Source organism: Roseateles sp. YR242 (assembly GCF_900109745.1).
Classification (GTDB): domain Bacteria; phylum Pseudomonadota; class Gammaproteobacteria; order Burkholderiales; family Burkholderiaceae_C; genus Roseateles.
Window position 1 is genome coordinate 434,961 of sequence record NZ_FOAV01000003.1, and the last position, 21,002, is coordinate 455,962.

The following is a 21,002-nucleotide window of genomic DNA, read 5'->3' on the forward strand; positions in this document are numbered from 1 at the left end:
AAGGGCACCGAACCGGCGCTCTCCTGACCGAGGACCATCCTCAGACGAAAAAAAAGCCCCGTATGCGGGGCTCTGGTTGACTGGTTGCTGGGCTGGTCAGGGCTTGTCGGGCCAGATGTACATCAGCAGCTGCGCCAGGCGGGCGCCACCCTTGATCAACTCCAGACGGATCTGCTCCGTGCTGCGGGCGTCGTAATCCTTGGGCAGCGTGGCAGCCCAACGCGGGCCGCGAGGCGTCTCCTGGCGCGGACCGAAGGTCAACCCTTCAAAAGACAGCTGAGCCTGCAGCAACGATTCCGTCGCCCACTCGTCAACCCACAGGTCGGGTGACCCACCCGTCGGTGTGACCAGACGAGCTTGCGCCGGCATGGCAGCCAGCTGGGCAGCACTCAGCCGGTTAGGCAAACCGTCCCAGTAGCTGTGCAAATTGCCACCCTGGGTGCCGTCCGGCTTGGTCAAGGTGATGGCGTTGCCGCCCACCGTATGCGTCTGTCCATCCGCACCCTGCTTGTCCGGGTCATAAACCTTGCCGGCAGCATCCAGATAGAGCGAACCCATGTGCAGCGGCTGATGCATGTCACCCATGGTGTGCGCCACCAAGGCCAAGGCCTCACGCTCGTTCAGATCCATCGGTGGGGTCGACTTGTCCGCCTTGAGCACCAGGATCGCGGCCTTCAACGCCGGCACCAGGTCATGGTCGCTGGTACCGATCGCGCCCGCCTGATAACGGCCCCGCTGGATCGCCACATTCGCATAGTGATACTGCTTGTGGCAGCTCTCCTCGCCCGGCTTCGGTGTGCATTGCTCGTTGTTGCGCTTGACGTAGTCCCGCATGCGGGCTTCTTCGTCCGGCTTGTTCTCGAAAACAGCACACTCCGGGTAACGGCCGGTGGAGGTGTACTTGAAGTCCTTGTAGACGTCGATGCCCTTCACACAGTCGTCCCACACCGCCATGTCGCGCAAGGACACATCACCAAGGATGCGCTTGACCTCGGTGGCCGCGCGATGGCCCTGGATGAGCTGGTTGGCAATCTCGCCAACCGTGTTGTGGCCAACCGCGCCAAAACCATAAGCCTGGCCGCAACAGGCCGCCAGGAAGCTGAGCGCCGCTGCGCCTCGTGCAAGTGATGTGAACATGGGGGAGATGGACTGGTTGCAGATGGCAAACGCTTGCGGCCCCGCTGGGCGGGGCTCGCAGCCAGTCCATTGTGCCCGGCTGCCCGTGACAGTCCGTCAGGGCGATTCCGGGGATTCGAGCGCTTTACCGCCGCTTTACGGCCAGGCGTGACGAAGATCGCACCACCGAGACGACCGGTCGGCGTTGGTTCAGAAGGTCTCCCAGTCGCCCGAATCGTCTGCCGGCGGTGGCTTGGGCGCAGGCGTAGGTGCGCGAGGTGCCGTGGCTGCGGGTCTGGCCGCTGGTCTGGATGCAGCCGGAACGGCCTGGGCCGAGGCCGCCGTCTTTGGGCCAGCAGGGACAGCCGCCGGCCGGGCTGTGGAAGAAGCTGTGGATGAGCCTGTGGAAGACTTTGTGGATGGGCTTGTGGACAAGCCCTGGCGAGCTGCCGTCGACGCCGTGCTGGCGGGCGTTCTGGCCGTCGACACCGAAGAAGCGCTCGACGTCGACGGCCTTTGACCCGTTGAACTGGCCTTGCCGGCGGTGGAACCACCTGACCACAAGGCAGTTCCCGACGCCCTCGATCCTGAGGCAGTGGAAGGCGCACTCGCCGACGACCGGTCGCCCCCGCTTCCCACATTGAACCTGGAGACCACCTCCATCAAGCGCTGCGCCTGCTCCCGCATGGATTGCGCCGCCGCTGCGGATTCCTCCACCAGCGCCGCATTCTGCTGCGTCATCTGGTCCAGCTGTGTGACGGCCTGGTTCACAAGCCCGATGCCGTCGCGCTGTTCGGTCGACGCCGCAGAGATCTCACCGATCAGGTCGCTGACCCGCCGCACACTGCCCACGATGTCCTGCATCACCGCGCCACTCTGGGCCACGAGTTCGGCACCGGTCTCCACCCGCTCCACACTGGCGTTGATCAGTGCCTTGATTTCCTTGGCGGCCTCCGCGCTGCGTTGCGCCAGCGTGCGAACCTCACCCGCCACCACCGCAAACCCCCTCCCCTGCTCGCCAGCCCGGGCGGCTTCCACCGCTGCATTCAGTGCCAGGATATTGGTCTGGAAGGCAATGCCATCGATGACGCCGATGATGTCGGCAATCTTGCGGGAGCTGGCGGTGATCTCGTTCATGTTGTCGGTCACCTGCGTCACCACCGAGCCACCCCGCTCCGCGGCCTCGGCAGCAGAGCTGGCCAGTTGGGTGGCTTGCCGGGCCGTGTCGGCAGACTGACTCACCGTGGCGGTCAATTCCTCCATCGAGCTGGCGGTCTGCTGCAGGTTGGAAGCGGTCTGTTCCGTGCGAGCGCTGAGGTCGTGATTGCCTGTGGCGATCTGGCCGGAAGCCGTCGACACGGAATCAACGCCGTGCCGGACTTCACCCACCAGCCGACGCAACTCACCGGCCATGCGGTCCAGCGCATTGAGCAACTGCCCGAATTCATCCCGGCTGCTGCTGCGAGAACTGACCGTCAGGTCCCCTTCGGCAATCCGGTTGGTCAGTTGCAAGGCCTGCTGCAACGGCGTCTGGATGGATCGAACCAGCCAAGCCGCTCCGCCCAGCAACACCGCCACGATGAGGGCAGTGACCACCCAGGCGATGGTGGTCGTGGCGCCCCGTCGCTCATTCACGGAGAGCTGCTCCTTCAGCTTTTGCTGGTCCTGCAAGGTGACGAATTCGTCCAGCGCCGCCAGATAGGCCGTCACCGCCGGATTGAAGCGATTCTTCACCTCGTCACGCGCCCCTTCGCCATTGCCGGCTGTCTTCAGTTCAGTGGCCTTGGCCGAGGAGGCCGTCACCGCCTTGCGGCGCTCACCAATCTGGCTGATCAAGGCCTTGTCCTGATCGGTCAGGTCCATGGCCTCGATGGCCTTCTGCACCTTGGTGATCTCCTGCACGGCCGCCGCCACTTCGGCCTTGAAGGTCTCATTGACCACCGGGTCGCTGCTGATGGTGGACGCCTGCACCCGCAGCACGGCACCCGCCGTCAGTGACGCCCAGCGCTGGGCCGCGTCCTGCTTGGCGTCCAGCACCTCGATGAGGTGGGCCGCCTCGCGCTGCATGCTGGTGTTGCGCCAGGCCGAAAAGCCCATCAGCAACACCAGCGCCACGACCACCACACCCACAAAGGTCCACAAGCGGGCGGCCACGCTGAGGCCCCCTCCGGAGCCGCCCAACCCGGCGCTGCCGGGCACAGGCACATAGGCCGAGGGGCTCGCCCCCACCACCAAGGCAGATTCGCTCATGGCTTTGTCTCCGTACGCGTGGTTGTGGACAAAAACATAACGTCGCACGGCAGCGCAGGCACCAAGGAAAACGCTTAGCCCTGCCCCTTGTTCCTGTGCTTGTGGGGCGCCGCCCGCTTATGCACTCAGCGCATGACTTTGCACGCAAGCCTTCGTTCGGCGATGGAGGGCAGCTGCATAAGCTGGGGCCATCTTTCACGGAGCCCTCCCATGAGCATCAGCGCGATCAACGTACGCAATCAATTCCGCGGCACCATCAAGGAGATCATCGAAGGTCCGGTGGTGTCGGAGGTCGACGTGCAAACCGCTGGCGGCCTGGTGGTCACCTCGGTCATCACCACCCGCTCGGTCAAGGAACTGAACCTGACCGTGGGCCGGGAAGTGATGGCCCTGGTGAAGTCCACCGAGGTGTCGCTGGCAACTCTCTGAGGAGACCCGCCATGGCCGCTGTACAGACCCCGCCCATCCCGACCTCCGCAGGCCACCCCGCCGGCCCCGCCGTGGGGGCCCTGTCCGGCAAACCGCCAGGCGGTGCGCCGCGCCTGCTGATCATCCCCGGGTTGTACGACAGCGGCCCGGCCCACTGGCAGAGCTGGCTGGAACAGCAATACCGGGATGCCCACCGGGTCCGGCAGCGGGACTTCAGCCATCCCGACCTGGATCGCTGGTCCGAGCGCATCCAGGGCCGCCTGGAGAACGCGGGCGAAGGCGAATGGATCGCGGTGGCCCACAGCTTCGGGTGCCTGGCGCTGGCGCACTACCTGCGCCAGCATCCGGACGCCCCCATCCGCGAGGCCTTGCTCGTGGCCCCGGCGGAACCGGACAAGTTCGGCCTGGCCGAACGACTGCCGCACCAGCGGCTGGGACGGCCCACCAGCCTGATCGCCAGCCAGAACGACCCCTGGATGAGCGCGGCCAGTGCACTGCGCTGGGCCACTCGCTGGGGCAGCAGCTACAGCAACCTGGGCCTGGTCGGTCACATCAACGCCGAGTCAGGTTTCGGCCCCTTCCCGCTGGCCAAACGCTGGGTGGAAGCAGCCCGGGGCCGAGCCGCACGGGATCGCCGGCCCGAACGGGCCAGCATCCTGGAGTGGTCGTTCTCGATCTGACGAGCGCCGCCATCCGCCGCCCCCATCCATTTCTGCACCACCGCAGCGGCCACCCGCTTCACCTCACCATCACGGAGACATCTCATGGCGACCTTGCGCCTGGGCGATACCGCCCCTGACTTCGAACAAGCGTCCACGGAAGGGACCATTCGCTTTCACGACTGGCTGGGCGACCACTGGGGCGTGCTGTTCTCGCACCCAGCCGACTTCACCCCGGTCTGCACCACGGAGCTGGGCACCACCGCCAAGCTCAAGGACGATTTCGCGCGCCGCAATACCAAGGTCATCGCCTTGTCCGTCGACCCGGTGGAGTCGCATCAGCGCTGGATCTCGGACATCAACGACACGCAGAACACCGAGGTCAACTTCCCCATCATCGCGGACGCGGACCGCAAGGTCTCCGAGCTCTACGACCTCATCCATCCGCAAGCCAGCACCACCGCCACCGTGCGCTCGGTGTTCGTGATCGACCCGAACAAGAAGATCCGCCTGACCATCACCTACCCGGCCTCCACAGGGCGCAACTTCGACGAGATCCTCCGGGTCATCGACTCCCTGCAATTGACCGACCACCGCAGCGTCGCCACGCCGGCGAACTGGAAGGACGGCGATGACGTCGTCATCGTGCCTTCGCTGCAGGACCCGGAGGTGCTGAAGCAGAAGTTCCCGCAGGGCTGGGAGGCGGTGCGGCCCTATCTGCGCTACACCTCGCTGCCTCGCCGCACAGGGGAATGAGCCAGCCGATGCGGCAGACCACGGTTGTGGCAATACGCTGCCCGTCTTCAAGCAGCGATTGAAAGAGGTTCAAACCTTAGAGGGTTCATTGAAAAACGGAACCGCCGCAGACTGCGACGGTTCTCACTTTTCAATGCAGACCGTCCATGCAGAACTTCTCTTGTTCGACGCCGGCCGTTGCCGGTGCTGCCCGCCCCACCTTCCCACGAGTCCATGCCGCTGGCACCCCCCTCACGCGAAGCCTGGCACGGGTGTTGCGCGTGGCGGCGCTCGGGGCAGCGGTGGCGCTGTCCTGCGCGCACGCCCAATCAACCGCTCCGTCGATGGTGAAATCCACCGCCCACAAGCTGGGAGACCTGGAAGTCGTCGCTGAACTCCCGTTCCGCCCGGGCAACGTGGCACCCGCCGCGGGCGGCCGCCTCTTTGCCACCGTGCACCCGCTGGGCGGGCCGGCAGCGGCCCAACTCATCGAGATCACCGGCCCGCAGCGTTATCGCGCCTGGCCCAGCACCGATCTGCAGCGCGGCACTGGCCAGTCGAGCGACGACCGCATCGATTCGCCCCTGGGCATCCAGGCGGACCATCGTGGCCGCCTGTGGGTCATCGACATGGGCCTCCAATTGGGCAAGACCCGCCTCTGGGGCTTCGACATCAGCAGTGGCCGTGTGCTGCACCGTATCGAGTTGCCGGCGGAGATCGCGCCCAAGGGCAGCTTCGTACAGGACCTGGCCGTGGATGAGGTGGACGGCTGGGTCTACCTGGCGGATATCGCCAACCCCGGTCTGATTGCGGTGAACATCGCCTCCGGTGAGGCCCGGCGTTTCAGCGGCCACGCGTCGCTGCAGGCAGATCCTGAAGCACGCATGGTCATCGGGGGCAAGGCCATCCAGTTCCAGGGGGCGCCCGCCAAGGTGGGGGTCAATCCGATCACTTTGTCCGCCGATCGCAAGACGGTGTTCTTTGGAGCCATGAATGGCCTTCGTTGGTATGCAGTCCCTGCAAATTTGCTGCGTTCCGGCGTCAGCGACACCCAGACTGCTGCGGCCATTCGCAGCGTCGGGGAAAAACCGGTGTCGGACGGTGCCGCGACTACGCCAGACGGCCGCCACTTCTTCACCAACCTGAATGCCTCCGGCATTGATGTGCTGGGCCCGCAGGGGCGGCCGCAACCCTTCGTGCGCGACGCCAGACTCGATTGGCCCGACAGCCTGCACTACTTCGATGGCGAATGGTTGTATGTGTCGGTGAACCAGCTCTACAAGACACCGGCCTTCACCGGGGGCGAGGACGAGGGCCGTCCGCCCTATCGCGTCATGCGCACCTGGATCGGCGCAATGAAGTAACGCCACGGGGATGGTGGCGCGGGGTGGCCCGTCTTCTCTTCCCCGCCTGTTGGGGCTATGGTGATGGCAGCTCAAGCTTCACCAGACATCGGAGACAGCATGTCGCACACCATCCACCTGCACCGTGTCATCAAGGCACCCCCGGAGCGCCTCTTCCGTGCCTTCACCGACCCAAGGGCCATGAACAAATGGCTGCCCCCGCACGGCTTTCTCGGCGAAGTGCATGAGATGGACGCCAAGGTGGGCGGCCGTTGGCGCATGTCCTTCACCAACTTCGCCGGTGAGGCGGTGCACAGCTTTGGCGGCGAATACCTGGAGGTGAAGCCGGGCGTACGCTTGCGCTACACCAGTGCGTTCGACGATGTGAATCTGCCGGGCCAGATGATCACCACGGTGGTGTTCAAGGCGGTTTTCTGCGGGACCGATCTCGACATCACGCAGGAAGGCATTCCGGAACTGATTCCTCCCGAGGCCTGTTATTTGGGCTGGCAGGAGTCGCTGCAGTTGCTGACGCTCCTGGCGGAACCTGATATTCCAAACGGCTGACCGGGACGCAGAGGTCGTCAGCAGCTGTCAGGGTCTGCGCGTTTTTGCGACACCAATGGGTGGGTCGGGAGATTCCCCATGTCTGGATCGCACGCTTTTTTTGGCCTTCGTTTTTTCTCCTCGACGCGATTTTTGGGTGTCGACGTTTTTGCACCTCATTTTTTCGCCGAGGCGGGGGGCTGCGGCGCAGGGCCCGACGGCCCGTTCCCAGGTGTCGACGTTTTTTCGAGCCCATTTCAGGTCATTCGGGGCGCCAGGCGTCCCTCCGGCACCTCTTGGGCATTTCTGGGCGTTTCAGGGCATTTCAGGGCTGTTCTGGGCACTTCAAAGGCGAGCCGCGCCGCCTTTGGGTAGTTTCGCCATGTTGAACTCTCACGCCCCCTGGCCGACACCCCTTGTTTTCAAGCCTTCAAGGAATGACGCAAGGTTGAAATGACGCCGACGTGAAAACCCGGAACGCCGTGATTCCAACGGCGTTGTTTCCCGAATGGAAGGAAGTAAGGAAACAAGGAGATCGCTGGTCGACACACGTATCGGTGAGTTCAACTTTTCCCGGTGATAAAGCCAATCTCCCCGAGCTTGTGAGAGGGCGAGTCAGCCCCTAGCATCACGGTCATGCGTTCACTGTTGATTCCCGTTGCCCTGGCCTTGGTGATGCCGGCCTCGCTGATGGCCGCGCAGGCCACGAGCTCGCCTGCCTCTCCAAGCGCCTCGTCGACATCGGCCTCCTCGGCCGTCGACCGCGCGTCCACCGATGAAGTGAGCGTGCGGCTGTTGACCGCCTCACGCACCGTGCAGCCAGGCCAGACCTTGCTGCTGGGCCTGGAGCAACGCATATCGCCGCATTGGCACACCTACTGGCGCAACCCGGGTGATTCCGGCCAACCCACCAGCATCAGCTGGGACCTGCCGGCAGGCGCGCAAGCCAGCGACATTCATTGGCCGGCACCCCAACGCTTTGATGTGGGCCCCATCACCAACTACGGCTACGAGAACCAGACGCTGTTGTTGACCGAAGTGAAGCTGCCGGCCAGCCTCACCCCCGGCCAGACCATTCAGTTGAAGGCCGATGCCACCTGGTTGGTCTGCCGGGAGGAATGCATTCCCCAACAGGCCACCTTGACGCTTCATCTGCCCGTGGCCGCGCAAGCCGCTGCCTCGGAGGACAACACGCGTCTGTCTGCTGCCAAGGCGGCCCTGCCTGCGGCCGCACCCTTCCCGGTGGTAGCAGCGCTGCAGGGCAAGGAACTGATCGTGCAATGGCCGGCGGCTGCTGGTGGTGCGAACCCCACGGCGGACAAAACATTGTTTCTGCCGCAGGACTGGGGGCGCATCCAGCACGCGGCCAGGCCGCAGCTGGACCAGGCCGATGGCCAATGGCGGCTGCGCATGCCGGTCGGCGAGCAACCGGCCCAGGCCGGGCAGACCCTTGAAGGCCTGCTGCTGGTCGGGGATCGGTCCTGGGCCGTTCGTACCCAGGTCGGTGGCGTCGGCACTGCCGATGGCCCCGGCCGTGTCGAGGCGGGAGTGCCCGCACCAGCCGTTGATGGGCTGAGTCTCGGGGCCGCCCTGGGGCTGGCGCTGGTGGGCGGGCTCATCCTCAATCTGATGCCCTGTGTGTTTCCGGTGCTGGCCATCAAGGCGCTGAGCTTCCTGCACGGCAAGCCTGCGGAACATAGGCGGCAGGGCCTGGCCTACACCGCAGGTGTGCTGGTGGCTTTTGGTGGCCTGGCCGCCGTGTTGCTCGTGTTGCGCGGTGCCGGGGCCAGTGTGGGTTGGGGCTTCCAGTTCCATTCGCCGCTTTTTGTGCTGTTGCTCGCCTGGCTGATGTTCGTGTTGGGCCTTTCACTGGCCGGCCTGCTGGAACTGGGTGCCGGCATTACCGGCCTCGGCCAGGGCCTGGCCAGCCGGGGCGGTCTTGCCGGCAGCTTCTTGACCGGCGTGCTCGCCACCGTGGTGGCCACGCCGTGCACGGCGCCCTTCATGGGTGCTGCCATGGCGTATGCGCTGGCGCAGCCGGCGGCGCAGCTGGTGCTGGTGTTCATGGCACTGGGCATCGGCCTGGCGCTGCCCTACCTGGCGCTGGCCTTCTGGCCGGCGCTGCAGCGCTGCATGCCCCGGCCCGGCCGGTGGATGGAGGTGCTCAAACAGGGCCTGGCCTTCCCGATGTTCGGTGCGGCGATCTGGTTGGTGTGGGTGGTGGCGCAGCAGGCGGGTCCCCAAGGGGTGCTGCTCGCGTTGTCCGGTATGGGGTTGATCGCCCTGGCCATCTGGCTGCGCTCGGTCAGCCGCCCGGCCGCGTCGGTCGGACGATGGACCGGTTCCGTCGCCGCCGCAGCCTCAGTGGCCGCCGCCTTGGCGCTGCTGCCCCTGATGCCGGACGATGCCTCGACCAGCACACCCGATGCGGCGCAGGCCTCGGCCCACGGCTACGAGCCCTATTCCCCGGAGCGCCTTGCCGAGCTTCGGGCACAGGGCAAGCCGGTGTTTGTGAATCTCACCGCGTCCTGGTGCATCACCTGCCTGGTCAACGAGCGTGTGGCACTGTCCACAGCCGAGGTGAAGGACGCATTCCAGGCCAAGGGTGTGATTTATCTGAAGGGCGACTGGACACGCCAGGACCCACGCATCACTGAGCTGCTGACGCGACATGGGCGCAGCGGCGTGCCGCTGTATCTCTACTTCCCGGCAGGCGGGGGCGCTGGCGCAGACGACGGCGCCCAGGTCCTGCCGCAGATTCTCACGCCCGGTATCGTCACTTCTGCCTTGCAAGGCAGTGCCACCTGAGGCGTGCCTGCTTCTATCCACCTGCTTACACGCCGGCTTGCACCGACCTGTTCCCGCCCCACCTTCCAACCCGCGCCACGAGCGCGCACTCTGGAGACTGACCCATGACACCGACATTTTCCTCTGACACCCAGCCGTCCACCGAAGGTTCGCCGGCCGTCTCGTCAGGCCCGACCCGCCGTCATCTGCTGATCGGAGCCGCCCTGGTGGCCGTGGCGGGCCAGAGCCAGGCACAGGCGCAGATCGACCAGGCCGCGCCAGCGTTCACCGCCACCACGGCGGATGGCAAGAACTTGTCGCTGGAGAGCCTGCGTGGCAAGACGGTGGTGCTGGAGTGGACCAACCATGACTGCCCCTACGTCAAGAAGCATTACGGCAGCGGCAACATTCCTGCCTTGCAGAAAGAAGCCGTGAGCAAGGGCGTGGTGTGGCTGCAGGTGATTTCGTCGGCGCCGGGCCAACAAGGTTTTGTCGACGGCGCCACGGCCCTCAAGCTCAACGAGCAACGCGGTGCCACGCCGTCAGCCACGCTGCTGGACGCCAGCGGCCAGATCGGCAAAGCCTACGGAGCGCAGACCTCCCCCCACCTCTTCATCATCAATCCGCAAGGGGTGCTGGTCTACAAGGGAGGCATCGACAGCATCGCCACGGCCAAGGTCGAGGACATTGCCAAGGCGGAACCCTATGTGAAAGTCGCGCTCACGGAGCTCGCCGCCGGCAAGAAGATTTCTCACGCCAGCACGCGGCCTTATGGTTGCTCCATCAAGTACGCGAGTTGAGAGGCGGCTGACCCTGTCGGACGCGCGTCAGCGGTCTTCCTGGAACCAGTAGCCGTTGGCCCGCATGCAGGAGCTGAAGGCATCGTACCGGGCGCTGCTGTTGTCATCAGTGGTGTAGGTCATGGCCTCCTCGGTACTCTTCTTGCAGGTCTTCGTATTGCCTTTGGTCTTGCAGTTGCTGGTTTCGGTGGTGGTCGCTGGCCCGTAGGTGGACTGGCGCGGCATCGCCGGGTACATCTGCGCGGACTCCCGTTCACATCCAAACTGATCTCGATGGAGCTCGGCCTCCGTTCCGCCGTCTCGCACCCAGTGGCCGGTCGTACAGCCGGTCAGCGCCAGGGCCAGCAGCAGGGTGCCGAGCGTCGGCAGGCGCCCGATGGCCGATGACGGCTGATGGGGGGTGATGTTGATCGGCATGGCAGCTTCCCGGTGTCCCAAAGGACACTAGTGGCCGCGGGAGTCGCTACCGGTTCACAGGAGGGCCGCCTGGATGAGTAGCTTCACGCCCATCAGTTGCGTACGCTGGCCACACCCGCCGGGCGCAACCGGCTGGAGCAGGCGGTCTGCGCCGAAGATCCCGTCTTCAGGGCACGATCTTGGATGGGCGCGACCGCTCCCGGTAGAACTGGTCGAACTCTTTGGCGTAATGGGCCTGTGTTTCTGGCGTCAGCCAGTGCATGAGCCCCTGGCGCAGGCTGGCGGCGCCTTCGGGCCGGCCGAACGCCCGGTCGATGCCACGGATGGCCGCGAGGCCCCACGGGGTGCGCGGGCAGGCGATGCCCGCCATCACCGGATCGCTGGCGCCACGGATGGGGACGGTGACCAGGTCCTTGGGTTCACCCATCATCACCAGTGCCATGTCGGGCTCGATGGAATAGTCCGCCCGGTCCAGGCTGACCATCTGCAGGAGCCGACCGCCGAAGTCACGCGGTGAATACAGCGTGACGCTGCTGCCTGCGGGCCGTTTGGCAATCATCTCGTCGACGGCGGTGCCGTAACTGCGGCCGTCCACCAGGGCGCCCCGCAGCGAGGTATCCGCCAGCAACGGCGGCAGCAACACCTCGCCTGAAGAAGTTCGCGGCAGACGCGTGAGCTTGTCCCGCCGAACCACCAGCTGCGATGGCGGCGTCAATTGCGTGTTGATGAAGTACGCCACCTTCTCCCGCTCCGGCGTGCGCACCATGTTCGCGCGGCAGACCTGCTGTCCACTTTCGATCATCTGCCAGCTTCGCTTGGCATTGGCCACCACGATTTCATGCGTCACGCCGGGCCACCAGACCGACAGGTAACGCACCACCCGGTCGGTGACGCCGTTGGCGTTGGGGTTGATGGCAGTGCTGTTGTCGGAAGTCAGCCAGGTGATGTGGTCCACCCGCTCGGGCTCCGGCGCCGCATCGGCCTGGGGGGCCATGCAGGTGGCGAGCACCAGCAGCAGCTGCGCCAACGGACGCAGCGGGGTGGATGCAGGGCGGCGGATGTAGACAACGTTTTCCACGGCGGCAGCATAACGGTCCGCCAAGGGGGCGACAAAAAAAGCCCCGCCGGCGGTATCGCCAGGGCGGGGCTGCTCGCACAGAGCAAACGGTCTGGATGGTGTCAGCCGTGCGGTAACAAGGCTTCGACCGACCGAGGAGACAAACAGTGGGGCGGCCGGTGGGCCGCCGGAACATCAGAGGCAGGTCGTTCGATGCCCAGGGGCGTCGGTCAGAACCGGATCAGCGGGCGACGCTGATCTGATCGAAGACGCCGCCGTCGTCGAAGTGGGTCTTCTGGGCATTGCGCCAGCCGCCGAAGACATCGTCGATGGTGACCAGCTTGACCGGGGCAAATTGCTTGTTGTACTTGGCCGCGACCTTCGCGTCACGAGGACGGTAGTAGTTCTTCGCCGCGATTTCCTGGCCTTCCGGTGTGTACAGGTATTGCAGATAGGCCTCGGCCACCTTGCGGGTGCCCTTCTTGTCGACGTTCTTGTCGACCACGGACACCGGCGGCTCGGCCAGGATGGAAATGCTGGGGGTGACGATCTCGAACTTCTCCGGCCCCAGTTCCTTCACGGCCAGATAGGCTTCGTTTTCCCAGGCGATCAGCACGTCGCCGATGCCGCGTTCCACGAAGGTGGTGGTGGCACCGCGAGCGCCGGAGTCCAGCACCTTGGTGTTGCCGTAGATGCGCTTGACAAAAGCCTTGGCCGACTCGGCATTGCCACCGGGCTGCTTCAGGGCATAGGCCCAGGCCGCCAGGTAGTTCCAGCGGGCGCCACCGGAGGTCTTCGGGTTGGGCGTGATCACGTCCACACCGCTGCGAGCCAGATCCGGCCAGTCGTTGATGTGCTTGGGATTGCCCTTGCGCACCAGGAACACGATGGTCGACGTGTAGGGCGAGGCATTGCTGGGCAGGCGCTTCTGCCAATCGGCCGGCACCAGCTTGCCGTGGTCATACAGCGCGTCGATGTCGTAGGCCAGGGCCAGCGTCACCACATCCGCATCCAGGCCGTCGATCACCGAGCGGGCCTGCTTGCCGGAGCCGCCGTGGGAGTTCTTGATGGTCACGGTCTCACCCGTCTTGGCCTTCCAGAACTTGGCAAACGAAGCATTGAAATCCTGGTACAGCTCACGCGTCGGATCGTAGGACACGTTCAACAGGGTGGTCTGGGCTTGCGCCAGGGCAGCGCCGCCCAGCAGGGTGACGGCGGCAAGCAGCGATACGGTGCGGCGGAGAGCGTTCACAGGCGTTGAGATGTTGGTGGTGGGGGGAGTGCCCAATGTAGGAGGGCACCAGAGGAAAGGGAACCAAGAAGTTCTGCTTTGCTTTGCAGCTTCAGTGGGGTGGCGCACAGGCGGCCACCAGCCGCAGGCATCAGTCGGCCAGGCTGGGCGTCAGCCGCGCCTGCTCCACCACGTCGCGGTGCAGCGGCGGGGCGAAGGTCTCGATGAAGGCGTAGACGTAGTCGCGCAGGTAGGCATCACGGCGCACAGCCAGCCGGGTCAGGTTGTCGGCAAACAGGTGTCGGGCATCGATGGCGCGCAGCAGGCGGTCACGTTCCTCGTCGTAGGCGATGGCCGCCACGATGCCCACGCCCAGTCCCAGTTCGACATAGGTCTTGATGACGTCCGCATCCATGGCCACCAGCACCACGTTCAGGTTGACACCGGCGCGTGCAAAGGCCTCGTCGATATGGCCCCGGCCGGTGTAGCCGCTTTCGTAGGTGATGATGGGGTAGCGGCCGATCTGCTCCAGTGTCAGCGGCTGGCCGTTGGCGGATTCCAGCGCCAGTGGATGGTCCGGCGGCACCAGCACGGTGTGGGTCCAGCGGTAGCAGGGCAGGGTCAGCAGCTCGGGGTGCTGGGTCAGGGCCTCGGTGGCGATGCCGATGTCAGCCTCACCATCCATCAGCAGGCGGGCCACCTGCTGGGGCGTGCCCTGCTGGAACTGCAGGCTCACTTCGGGATGGGTGTTGCGGAAGTCCCGCACGGCCGGTGGCAAGGCATAACGCGCCTGGCTGTGAGTGGCCGCAATGCGCAGGTGCCCGCTGTCGGCACGGGCGAAGTCCTCGCCAGCGCGGCGCAGGTTTTCCGCTTCGCGCAGCAGCCGCTCCACGATCGGCATCACGTTGCGGCCGGGCTCGGTCAGGCCGGTCAGGCGCTTGCCGGCACGGATGAAGATGTCGATGCCCAGCTCGTCCTCGAGCTCACGGATCTGGCGGCTCACGCCAGGCTGCGAGGTGTGCAGGGCCTGGGCGACCTCGGTCAGATTGAATCCGCGGCGCTGTGCCTCACGGACGGAACGCAGTTGCTGGAAATTCATCGTTGGTCAGGTCATTGGCTTATTCGGTTTGATTATTCGCAAGCACTGCTGACCTGTCCTCCAACAAATATCGATAAGCTTTGCGCAGAAGCGAGGAAGGGTCAGGCTTCAACGTCCATGGATTCCCGCACCGTCTCTTCGGTGAGGGAGGTCACGCACTCCTGCAGGAAGCGATAGGCGAAGCCCCGCAGGTAGTGGCCGCGCTTGAGCGCGATGCGTGTGGTGTTGGCCGGGAAGAGATGGCTCGCGTCCAGCCGTTGCAGGCCCGCATCGCGATTGGGTTCAAAGGCGATTGCCGCGATGATGCCCACGCCCAGGCCCACCTGCACATAGGTCTTGATCACGTCGGCATCCAGGGCCGACATGACGATGTCCGGCACCAGGCCGGCCCGCGAGAAGCTCGCATCGATACGGGCCCGGCCGGTGTAGCCCTCGTGATAGGTGATCAGCGGCTGCTCCGCCAACGCCTCCAGCGAGAGCGGCTGGCGTGTCAGCGCATGGCCCTCGGGTACCACCACCGCGTGATGCCACTCATAGAAGGGGAAGGTGACAAAGGCGTCGTCCTTGCCGAGCGCCTCGGTGGCAATGCCCACGTCGGCCTCGCCGGACAGCAGCAGCGAAACGATCTCCGCCGGGCTGCCCTGGTGCAGCACCAGGTGCACACGCGGATAGGCCGCCTTGAACCGGGCGACCACCTGCGGCAGCGCATAACGCGCCTGCGTGTGGGTGGTGGCGATGGTGAGCTGGCCTTGGTCGGCGCTGGAGAAATGCTGGGCCAGCCGCTTGATGTTGCGCACATCCTGCAGCATGCGGTCCACCACCTGCGCGACCTCCTTGCCGGGTTCGGTCAGCCCCAGCAGCCGCTTGCCGCGGCGCTGGAACAGCTCCACGCCCAGTTCGTCCTCCAGGTCCTTGATGTGTTTGCTGACGCCGGATTGAGAGGTGAACAAGGCCGCCGCGACCTCGGTCAGATTGAAATTCTGCTGCACCGCCTCCCGGACGATGCGCAACTGCTGAAGGTTCATGGCGGCGCTGACCGTGGGGGCGGGGGTTCGGCGAGCCGGCTCAGGCGGCCTGGTTCAGACCGAACACGCTCAGGCGCGAGGCCTGCACGCGCACCTGCTGCCCATTGCTCAGCCCCAGGGACGCCACCTGCTCACGGCCGAGTTCGGCCTCCAGGTGCTCACCCTGCGGGCCGCGCAGCTCAATGCGGGCGGCTGCACCAAAACTCAGGATGCGCTCGACGGTGGCAGGCAGGCCCGGCGCGTCGGTCTGCGGATTGATCTGCAGCTCATGCGGGCGGGCGTAGGCCTGCACCAGGCCCTGCGGCTCGGCGGCAGAGGCGGTCAGGCCCTGTGCGAGCAACTGGTCACCCACTCGCAGCACACCGCCTTCGGAACGGCCTTCAAAGCGGTTGACCGCACCGAGGAAGCCATAGACAAACGGCGTGGCCGGGCGTTCGTAGACTTCCGTCGGCGAGCCGACCTGCTCCACGCGGCCGTGGTCCATCAGCACCACACGGTCCGCCACTTCCAGTGCTTCTTCCTGGTCGTGGGTGACGAAGATGCTGGTGATGTGCAGCTCGTCATGCAGGCGTCGCAGCCAGCGGCGCAGTTCCTTGCGCACCTTCGCGTCCAGCGCGCCGAAGGGTTCGTCCAGCAGCAGCACACGCGGCTCCACCGCCAGTGCACGGGCCAGCGCAATGCGCTGGCGCTGGCCGCCGGAGAGTTGGGGCGGGTAGCGGTCGGCCAGCCAGTCCAGTTGCACCAGCTGCAACAGCTCGTGCACCTTGCGCTTGATGTCGGATTCCGATGGACGTTGCTTGCGCGGTTTCACCCGCAGGCCGAAGGCGACGTTGTCGAACACCGTCATGTGGCGGAACAGCGCGTAATGCTGAAACACGAAGCCAACTTCGCGCTCACGCACATGCGTGTCGGACGCATCGGCGCCGTCCAGCAGCACCTGGCCCCGGTCGGCGGTTTCCAGGCCGGCAATGATGCGCAGCAGCGTGGTCTTGCCGCAGCCCGATGGGCCCAGCAGGGCGGTCAGTTCGCCGGTGGGGAAGTCCAGGCTGACATCGCCCAGCGCAGTGAAGCTGCCAAACGACTTGTGGATGTTGCGGACTTGAATGCTCATGACGCTTCCTTCATTCGGATCAGTCGATCACCACGGCGCGTGATGCGCGCCACTCGACAAATTGCTTGAGCACCAGGGTGGCCACGGCCAGCAGGGCCAGCAGCGAGGCCACGGCGAATGCGGCCGCAAACTGGTACTCGTTGTAGAGAATCTCGACCTGCAGCGGCAGCGTGTTGGTCTGGCCGCGCACATGGCCCGACACCACAGAGACCGCGCCGAACTCGCCGAAGGCCCGGGCGTTGCACAGGATCACGCCGTAGAGCAGGCCCCACTTGATGTTGGGCAGCGTCACATGCCAGAAGGTGCGCCAGCCGGAGGCCCCCAGCACGGTGGCAGCTTCCTCCTCGTCACGGCCCTGGGCTTGCATGAGCGGGATCAGCTCGCGGGCCACGAAGGGGAAGGTCACGAACACCGTGGCCAGCACGATGCCGGGTACCGCGAAGATGATGCGGATGTCGTGGTCCTGCAGCCAGGGGCCGAACCAGCCTTGGGCGCCGAAGATCAGCACGTAGATCAGGCCGGCCACCACCGGCGAGACCGAGAACGGCAGGTCGATCAGCGTGATCAGCAGCTGCTTGCCACGGAAGTCATGCTTGGTGATGACCCAGGCGGCGCAGACACCGAACACCAGGTTCAGCGGCACCGACACCACGGCGGCCAGCAGCGTGAGCTTCACGGCGGAAATCGCATCCGGCTCGATGAGCGCGGCGACGTAGGTGTCCCAGCCCTTGCGCAAGGCCTCGGTGAAGACGGCGGCGAGTGGCATCAGCAGGAACAGGGCGAAGAAGCCCAGGCCCAGCGTCAGCAGGGTGTAGCGAACCCAGCGCGCTTCACGCGTGGCGGGGTTGCCTTGGTAGTGGCCGGCGCTTCGCGCGCGGCCCAGGGTTGCTGCAGCTCCAGCCATTTCAGCGCCTTCCGTCCATTCCGTTGCGACGCACGCTCCAGGCCTGCAGTCCATTGATCGCCAGCAGCAGCGAGAACGAGAACACCAGCATCACCACGGCGATGGCGGTGGCGCCGACATAGTCGTACTGCTCCAGCTTGGTGATGATCATCAGGGGCGTGATCTCGCTGACCATGGGCATGTTGCCGGCGATGAAGATCACCGAGCCGTATTCACCCACCGCACGGGCAAACGCCAGGGCAAAGCCGGTCAGTAGCGCGGGCGCCAGCATGGGCAGCACCACCAGGCGGAAGGCCTGCCAGCGGTGCGCACCCAGCGAGGCCGCGGCTTCTTCCAGCTCCGTGTCCAGGTCTTCCAGCACGGGCTGCACTGTGCGCACCACGAAGGGCAGGCCGATGAAGATCAGCGCCACCAGCACACCCAGCGGCGTGAAGGCGACCTTGATGCCCAGCGGCTCCAGGTGGCTGCCCAGCCAGCCATTGGGGGCGTAGAGCGCCGTCAGCGCGATACCGGCGACGGCGGTGGGCAGGGCAAAGGGCAGGTCGATCAGGGCGTCCACCAGCTTCTTGCCGAAGAAGTCATAACGCACCAGCGACCAGGCCAGGATGAAACCGAAGACCACATTGATGCCAGCCGCCAGCAGCGCGGCACCAAAGCTCAGGCGGTACGAAGCCAGCACGCGGGGTGAGGTGACGGCGGCCCAGAAGGCCTCCGCGCCATGGCCGGCAGACTTGAAGAACACCGCGCACAGCGGGATCAGCACCAGCAGCGAGAGGTAGAACAGCGTGTAGCCCAGCGTCGGGGCAAAACCGGGCAGCACACGGCGGCGCTTGCGGACAGGCGCCGGCGGCGCCGACGCGGTGGAGAGGACGGCAGTGTTCATCGGAGCAGCGGTGGTCATCGGGGCGCGATCAGCGCTTCAGGGCAGCCATGATCTGGTCGTACTGGCCGCCGTCCACAAAGTGGGTCTTGTAGACCTTGGCCCAGCCGCCCAGGGTCTGGTCCACGCCGAACAGCTTGATGGGCGCGAAGCGCTGGGCGTGCTTCTTGAAGACGTTGGGATCACGCGGTCGGAAATTGTTCTGGGCGATGATTTCCTGGGCCTCGGGGGTCCACAGGAAGTCCAGATAGGCCTTGGCCAGCGCGGCGGAACCCTTCTTGGCCGCCACCTTGTCCACCACCGCCACCGGCGCGTCGGCTTCGATGGAGATGCTGGGGTAGACCACCTCGAACTGACCCTTGCCGAATTCGTTTTCGATCAGCTCGGCTTCGGATTCGAAGGTCAGCAGCACGTCGCCGATGCCGCGTTGGGTGAAGGTGGTGGTGGCGCCCCGGCCACCGCCGTCCAGCACCGGCACGTTGGCCAGGATGTGGGTGAGCAGGTCCTTGGCCTGGGCGTCCGTGCCGCCCTTGGCGATCACGCTGCCCCAGGCAGCCAGGTAGCCGTAGCGGCCGTTGCCGGTCACCTTGGGGTTGGGGATGATCACCTGCACGCCGGAGCGGGCCAGGTCATTCCAGTCCTTGATCTGCTTGGGGTTGCCCTTGCGCACCAGGAACAGCATGGTGGAGCTGTACGGGGCGGCGCCATTGGGGAAGCGCTGGCGCCAGTCGGGACCGGTCAGGCCTTTTTCAGCCAGGGTGTCCACGTCGGTGGCCTGATTCATGGTGACCACGTCGGCTTCCAGGCCGCCGATCACCGAGCCGATCTGCTTGGACGAACCGCCGTGCGACTGGTTGATGGTGATGGTCTGGCCGGTCTTGCCCTTGTAGTAGGTCACAAAGGCCGGGTTGACCTGCTTGTACAGCTCGCGGGCCACGTCATAGGAGACGTTCAGGAGGGTGTTCGGAGCGGCGGCTTGCGCATGCGCGGGCTGCAGCGCCTGGGCGCCCAGCAGCGGCAGGGCAGCGGCGGCCAGCATCAGCGCATGGCGGCGGGTCACCTGGGCGGCGGTGCGGGCAAAGGGGCGGGCGCGGGAGCTGTTTTGGGACATGGCAAGGGCGTGGCAGTCGACGGTCTTGTCGGGCTGCGTAGCTTGCCAAGAAGTCCTTATTCGCGGAACGATTGTTTAAGTATTTGCTTATCCCGAATAAGCAATAAGGCGAAAGACGCCAGGACCGTGGAGCAACTGCCCGAAGCGCCTCCCCCAGACCCCGAGGGCAGCCACTCCACGTCCTGGGCTTTCACCATGCGACTCCGGCGCGTGGCGCCGGCGGGGCCTTCCATGGAAAGGGCGCCCCGTACCGGTAGTCTGGGCGAGTGGCGCTACGCCGGCCAATCAGCAATCGGCCTATGCAAGTGAGGGCGCCGCATAAGAGCGCCGCATACAGGTGCCGCATCCCGGGGTCGCATCGGGGTGCCACATCAGGCGGGGGGGCGTCCCCCGTATCTCCTTAGTCCGACGGGTGAACTGGCTGGCGCCTTGCTGGCAACTGGGCTAGGCTGGACACATCCTCCACCGGCTTGCAGTCACCCGTACAGAGGCAGCGCCCACCATGATGATCGCCCCGATTCCGGACAATGAAGCCGAGCGCATGCAGGCCCTTCGGGCGCTGCTGATTCTGGATACGCCGCCGGAGGAGCGGTTTGACCGCATCGTCCAGTTTGCGGCCGAGGAGTTCGCTGTGCCGATTGCGCTGCTGACCATGGTGGACACCAACCGGCAGTGGTTCAAGGCTCGTTTCGGGCTGGCTGTTTGCGAGACCGGCCGGGACGCGTCCTTCTGTAGCCATGCCATCCACGCGCCGGAGGTGATGGTGATCAGCGATGCCACGCTGGACCCGCGTTTTGCGGGCAACCCGATGGTGCTGGGCCCGCCCTACATCCGTTTCTATGCCGGTGCGCCGCTGGAGGTACAGCCGGGCGTGCGGGTGGGGACTTTGTGCCTGATCGATCGGCGACGACGAACGCTGGACGACACCGATCTGGCCATCCTGAAGACGTTGCGAGATCTGGCGGTCTCGGAGTTTCTGGATCAGACCCAGGTAGAGGAAGCGTGATGCCGCGACAAGCCCAACTGCTCCTGGTGGATCCTCACTCCCTCTTCCGTCGCACGGTCGCCCTGGTGGCGCGCCAGCTGCAGGTGGCGGAGGTGCATGAATGCAGCAGCCATGATGCGGCGCAACGGCTGCTGGAATTTCAGCCCATGGACGGGCTGCTGGTGGACATCGGTGGGGGGCTGGACGCCCTGGCGCTGGTGCAGAGTGTGCGGGCGGGCGCCTTGCGCTGCCCGCCGGCCATGCCCATTGCCCTCACGGCCGAGGCCTGTGACGTGGCCACGGCCCAGCTTTACAAAGAGCTGGAAATCCGCCGCATCATGCTCAAGCCGTTCAAAGTCAAAACGGCCTTGGAAGTCATCCAGGACCTCGCGGGACTTGGGCCCCCCAGTCGCTTCGCTCCTACCCCCGAGGGGCGCCACCCATCGGTCAGGGAGACCCTGACCAAGGGCGTTGCTGGATAAGTCGGGCCTTTGGCCCTTGGGCGGTCGCTGTGCGA

General features: G+C 65.5%; 20 protein-coding genes. 9 read left to right on the plus strand and 11 right to left on the minus strand.

What is annotated here, in order from left to right; all coding sequences use genetic code 11:
* Positions 1-96: 96 nt before the first annotated feature.
* Positions 97-1,137, minus strand: coding sequence for a S1/P1 nuclease (locus BMY53_RS09120; RefSeq protein WP_092945725.1), 1,041 nt, complete (start codon positions 1,135-1,137; stop codon positions 97-99).
* A 189-nt stretch (positions 1,138-1,326) separates the two neighbouring features.
* A complete protein-coding gene (locus tag BMY53_RS09125) occupies positions 1,327-3,366 on the minus strand; it encodes a methyl-accepting chemotaxis protein (protein ID WP_092945727.1) in 2,040 nt (679 codons plus the stop codon).
* A 210-nt stretch (positions 3,367-3,576) separates the two neighbouring features.
* Between BMY53_RS09125 and BMY53_RS09130 the strand changes: the two genes are divergently transcribed.
* The 7 genes from BMY53_RS09130 (at position 3,577) to BMY53_RS09160 (ending at position 10,665) form a co-directional block, all read left to right on the plus strand.
* Positions 3,577-3,795, plus strand: a complete 219-nt coding sequence (locus tag BMY53_RS09130; RefSeq protein ID WP_092945729.1) for a TOBE domain-containing protein — start codon at positions 3,577-3,579, stop codon at positions 3,793-3,795.
* A gap of 11 nt (positions 3,796-3,806) precedes the next feature.
* A complete protein-coding gene (locus BMY53_RS09135; RefSeq protein ID WP_092945731.1) occupies positions 3,807-4,475 on the plus strand; it encodes an RBBP9/YdeN family alpha/beta hydrolase in 669 nt (222 codons plus the stop codon).
* An 84-nt stretch (positions 4,476-4,559) separates the two neighbouring features.
* Entirely contained in the window at positions 4,560-5,210 is a 651-nt protein-coding gene (locus BMY53_RS09140) for a peroxiredoxin (RefSeq protein ID WP_092945733.1), read from the plus strand.
* Positions 5,211-5,356: 146 nt separating this feature from the next.
* Complete coding sequence (locus BMY53_RS09145; RefSeq protein ID WP_218151209.1) at positions 5,357-6,553, plus strand: L-dopachrome tautomerase-related protein; 1,197 nt, start codon at positions 5,357-5,359, stop codon at positions 6,551-6,553.
* Positions 6,554-6,652: 99 nt separating this feature from the next.
* Positions 6,653-7,099, plus strand: coding sequence for an SRPBCC family protein (locus BMY53_RS09150; protein ID WP_092945737.1), 447 nt, complete (start codon positions 6,653-6,655; stop codon positions 7,097-7,099).
* Positions 7,100-7,714: 615 nt separating this feature from the next.
* Positions 7,715-9,886 carry a protein-disulfide reductase DsbD family protein gene (locus BMY53_RS09155; RefSeq protein WP_092945739.1) on the plus strand — a complete coding sequence of 724 codons (2,172 nt, stop codon included), beginning with the start codon at positions 7,715-7,717 and terminating at the stop codon, positions 9,884-9,886.
* A 104-nt stretch (positions 9,887-9,990) separates the two neighbouring features.
* Positions 9,991-10,665, plus strand: a complete 675-nt coding sequence (locus BMY53_RS09160) for a redoxin domain-containing protein (RefSeq protein ID WP_092945741.1) — start codon at positions 9,991-9,993, stop codon at positions 10,663-10,665.
* A 27-nt stretch (positions 10,666-10,692) separates the two neighbouring features.
* Here BMY53_RS09160 and BMY53_RS09165 read toward each other — a convergent pair whose 3' ends face one another.
* From BMY53_RS09165 to BMY53_RS09205, 9 genes are all read right to left on the minus strand, one after another.
* Positions 10,693-11,082, minus strand: a complete 390-nt coding sequence (locus BMY53_RS09165; RefSeq protein WP_092945742.1) for a hypothetical protein — start codon at positions 11,080-11,082, stop codon at positions 10,693-10,695.
* A 166-nt stretch (positions 11,083-11,248) separates the two neighbouring features.
* The gene (locus BMY53_RS09170; RefSeq protein ID WP_143074005.1) at positions 11,249-12,160 is read right to left on the minus strand and encodes a TIGR02285 family protein; all 912 of its coding nucleotides are present in this window, start codon (positions 12,158-12,160) and stop codon (positions 11,249-11,251) included.
* A 220-nt stretch (positions 12,161-12,380) separates the two neighbouring features.
* Positions 12,381-13,391, minus strand: coding sequence for a sulfate ABC transporter substrate-binding protein (locus BMY53_RS09175; RefSeq protein ID WP_092945746.1), 1,011 nt, complete (start codon positions 13,389-13,391; stop codon positions 12,381-12,383).
* A gap of 130 nt (positions 13,392-13,521) precedes the next feature.
* Positions 13,522-14,469: a CysB family HTH-type transcriptional regulator gene (locus BMY53_RS09180; RefSeq protein ID WP_092945748.1), complete on the minus strand. Its 948-nt coding sequence runs from the start codon at positions 14,467-14,469 to the stop codon at positions 13,522-13,524.
* A gap of 101 nt (positions 14,470-14,570) precedes the next feature.
* Positions 14,571-15,494, minus strand: a complete 924-nt coding sequence (locus BMY53_RS09185; protein ID WP_092945750.1) for a CysB family HTH-type transcriptional regulator — start codon at positions 15,492-15,494, stop codon at positions 14,571-14,573.
* 40 nt (positions 15,495-15,534) lie between these two features.
* The gene (locus BMY53_RS09190; RefSeq protein ID WP_092945752.1) at positions 15,535-16,605 is read right to left on the minus strand and encodes a sulfate/molybdate ABC transporter ATP-binding protein; all 1,071 of its coding nucleotides are present in this window, start codon (positions 16,603-16,605) and stop codon (positions 15,535-15,537) included.
* A 19-nt stretch (positions 16,606-16,624) separates the two neighbouring features.
* Positions 16,625-17,509 carry a sulfate ABC transporter permease subunit CysW gene (gene cysW / locus BMY53_RS09195; protein WP_092945754.1) on the minus strand — a complete coding sequence of 295 codons (885 nt, stop codon included), beginning with the start codon at positions 17,507-17,509 and terminating at the stop codon, positions 16,625-16,627.
* Between the two features lies 1 nt (position 17,510).
* Entirely contained in the window at positions 17,511-18,392 is an 882-nt protein-coding gene (cysT, locus tag BMY53_RS09200; RefSeq protein ID WP_092945966.1) for a sulfate ABC transporter permease subunit CysT, read from the minus strand.
* 28 nt (positions 18,393-18,420) lie between these two features.
* Positions 18,421-19,428 (minus strand): sulfate ABC transporter substrate-binding protein, encoded by a 1,008-nt coding sequence (locus BMY53_RS09205; protein ID WP_092945968.1) that lies wholly within the window; start codon positions 19,426-19,428, stop codon positions 18,421-18,423.
* Positions 19,429-20,002: 574 nt separating this feature from the next.
* Between BMY53_RS09205 and BMY53_RS09210 the strand changes: the two genes are divergently transcribed.
* Together BMY53_RS09210 and BMY53_RS09215 are read left to right on the plus strand one after the other, a co-directional pair.
* The gene (locus tag BMY53_RS09210) at positions 20,003-20,506 is read left to right on the plus strand and encodes a GAF domain-containing protein (RefSeq protein WP_092945756.1); all 504 of its coding nucleotides are present in this window, start codon (positions 20,003-20,005) and stop codon (positions 20,504-20,506) included.
* A complete protein-coding gene (locus tag BMY53_RS09215) occupies positions 20,506-20,967 on the plus strand; it encodes a DNA-binding transcriptional response regulator (RefSeq protein ID WP_092945758.1) in 462 nt (153 codons plus the stop codon). Before BMY53_RS09210 ends, BMY53_RS09215 begins: the two co-directional genes overlap by 1 nt.
* Positions 20,968-21,002: the final 35 nt, after the last annotated feature.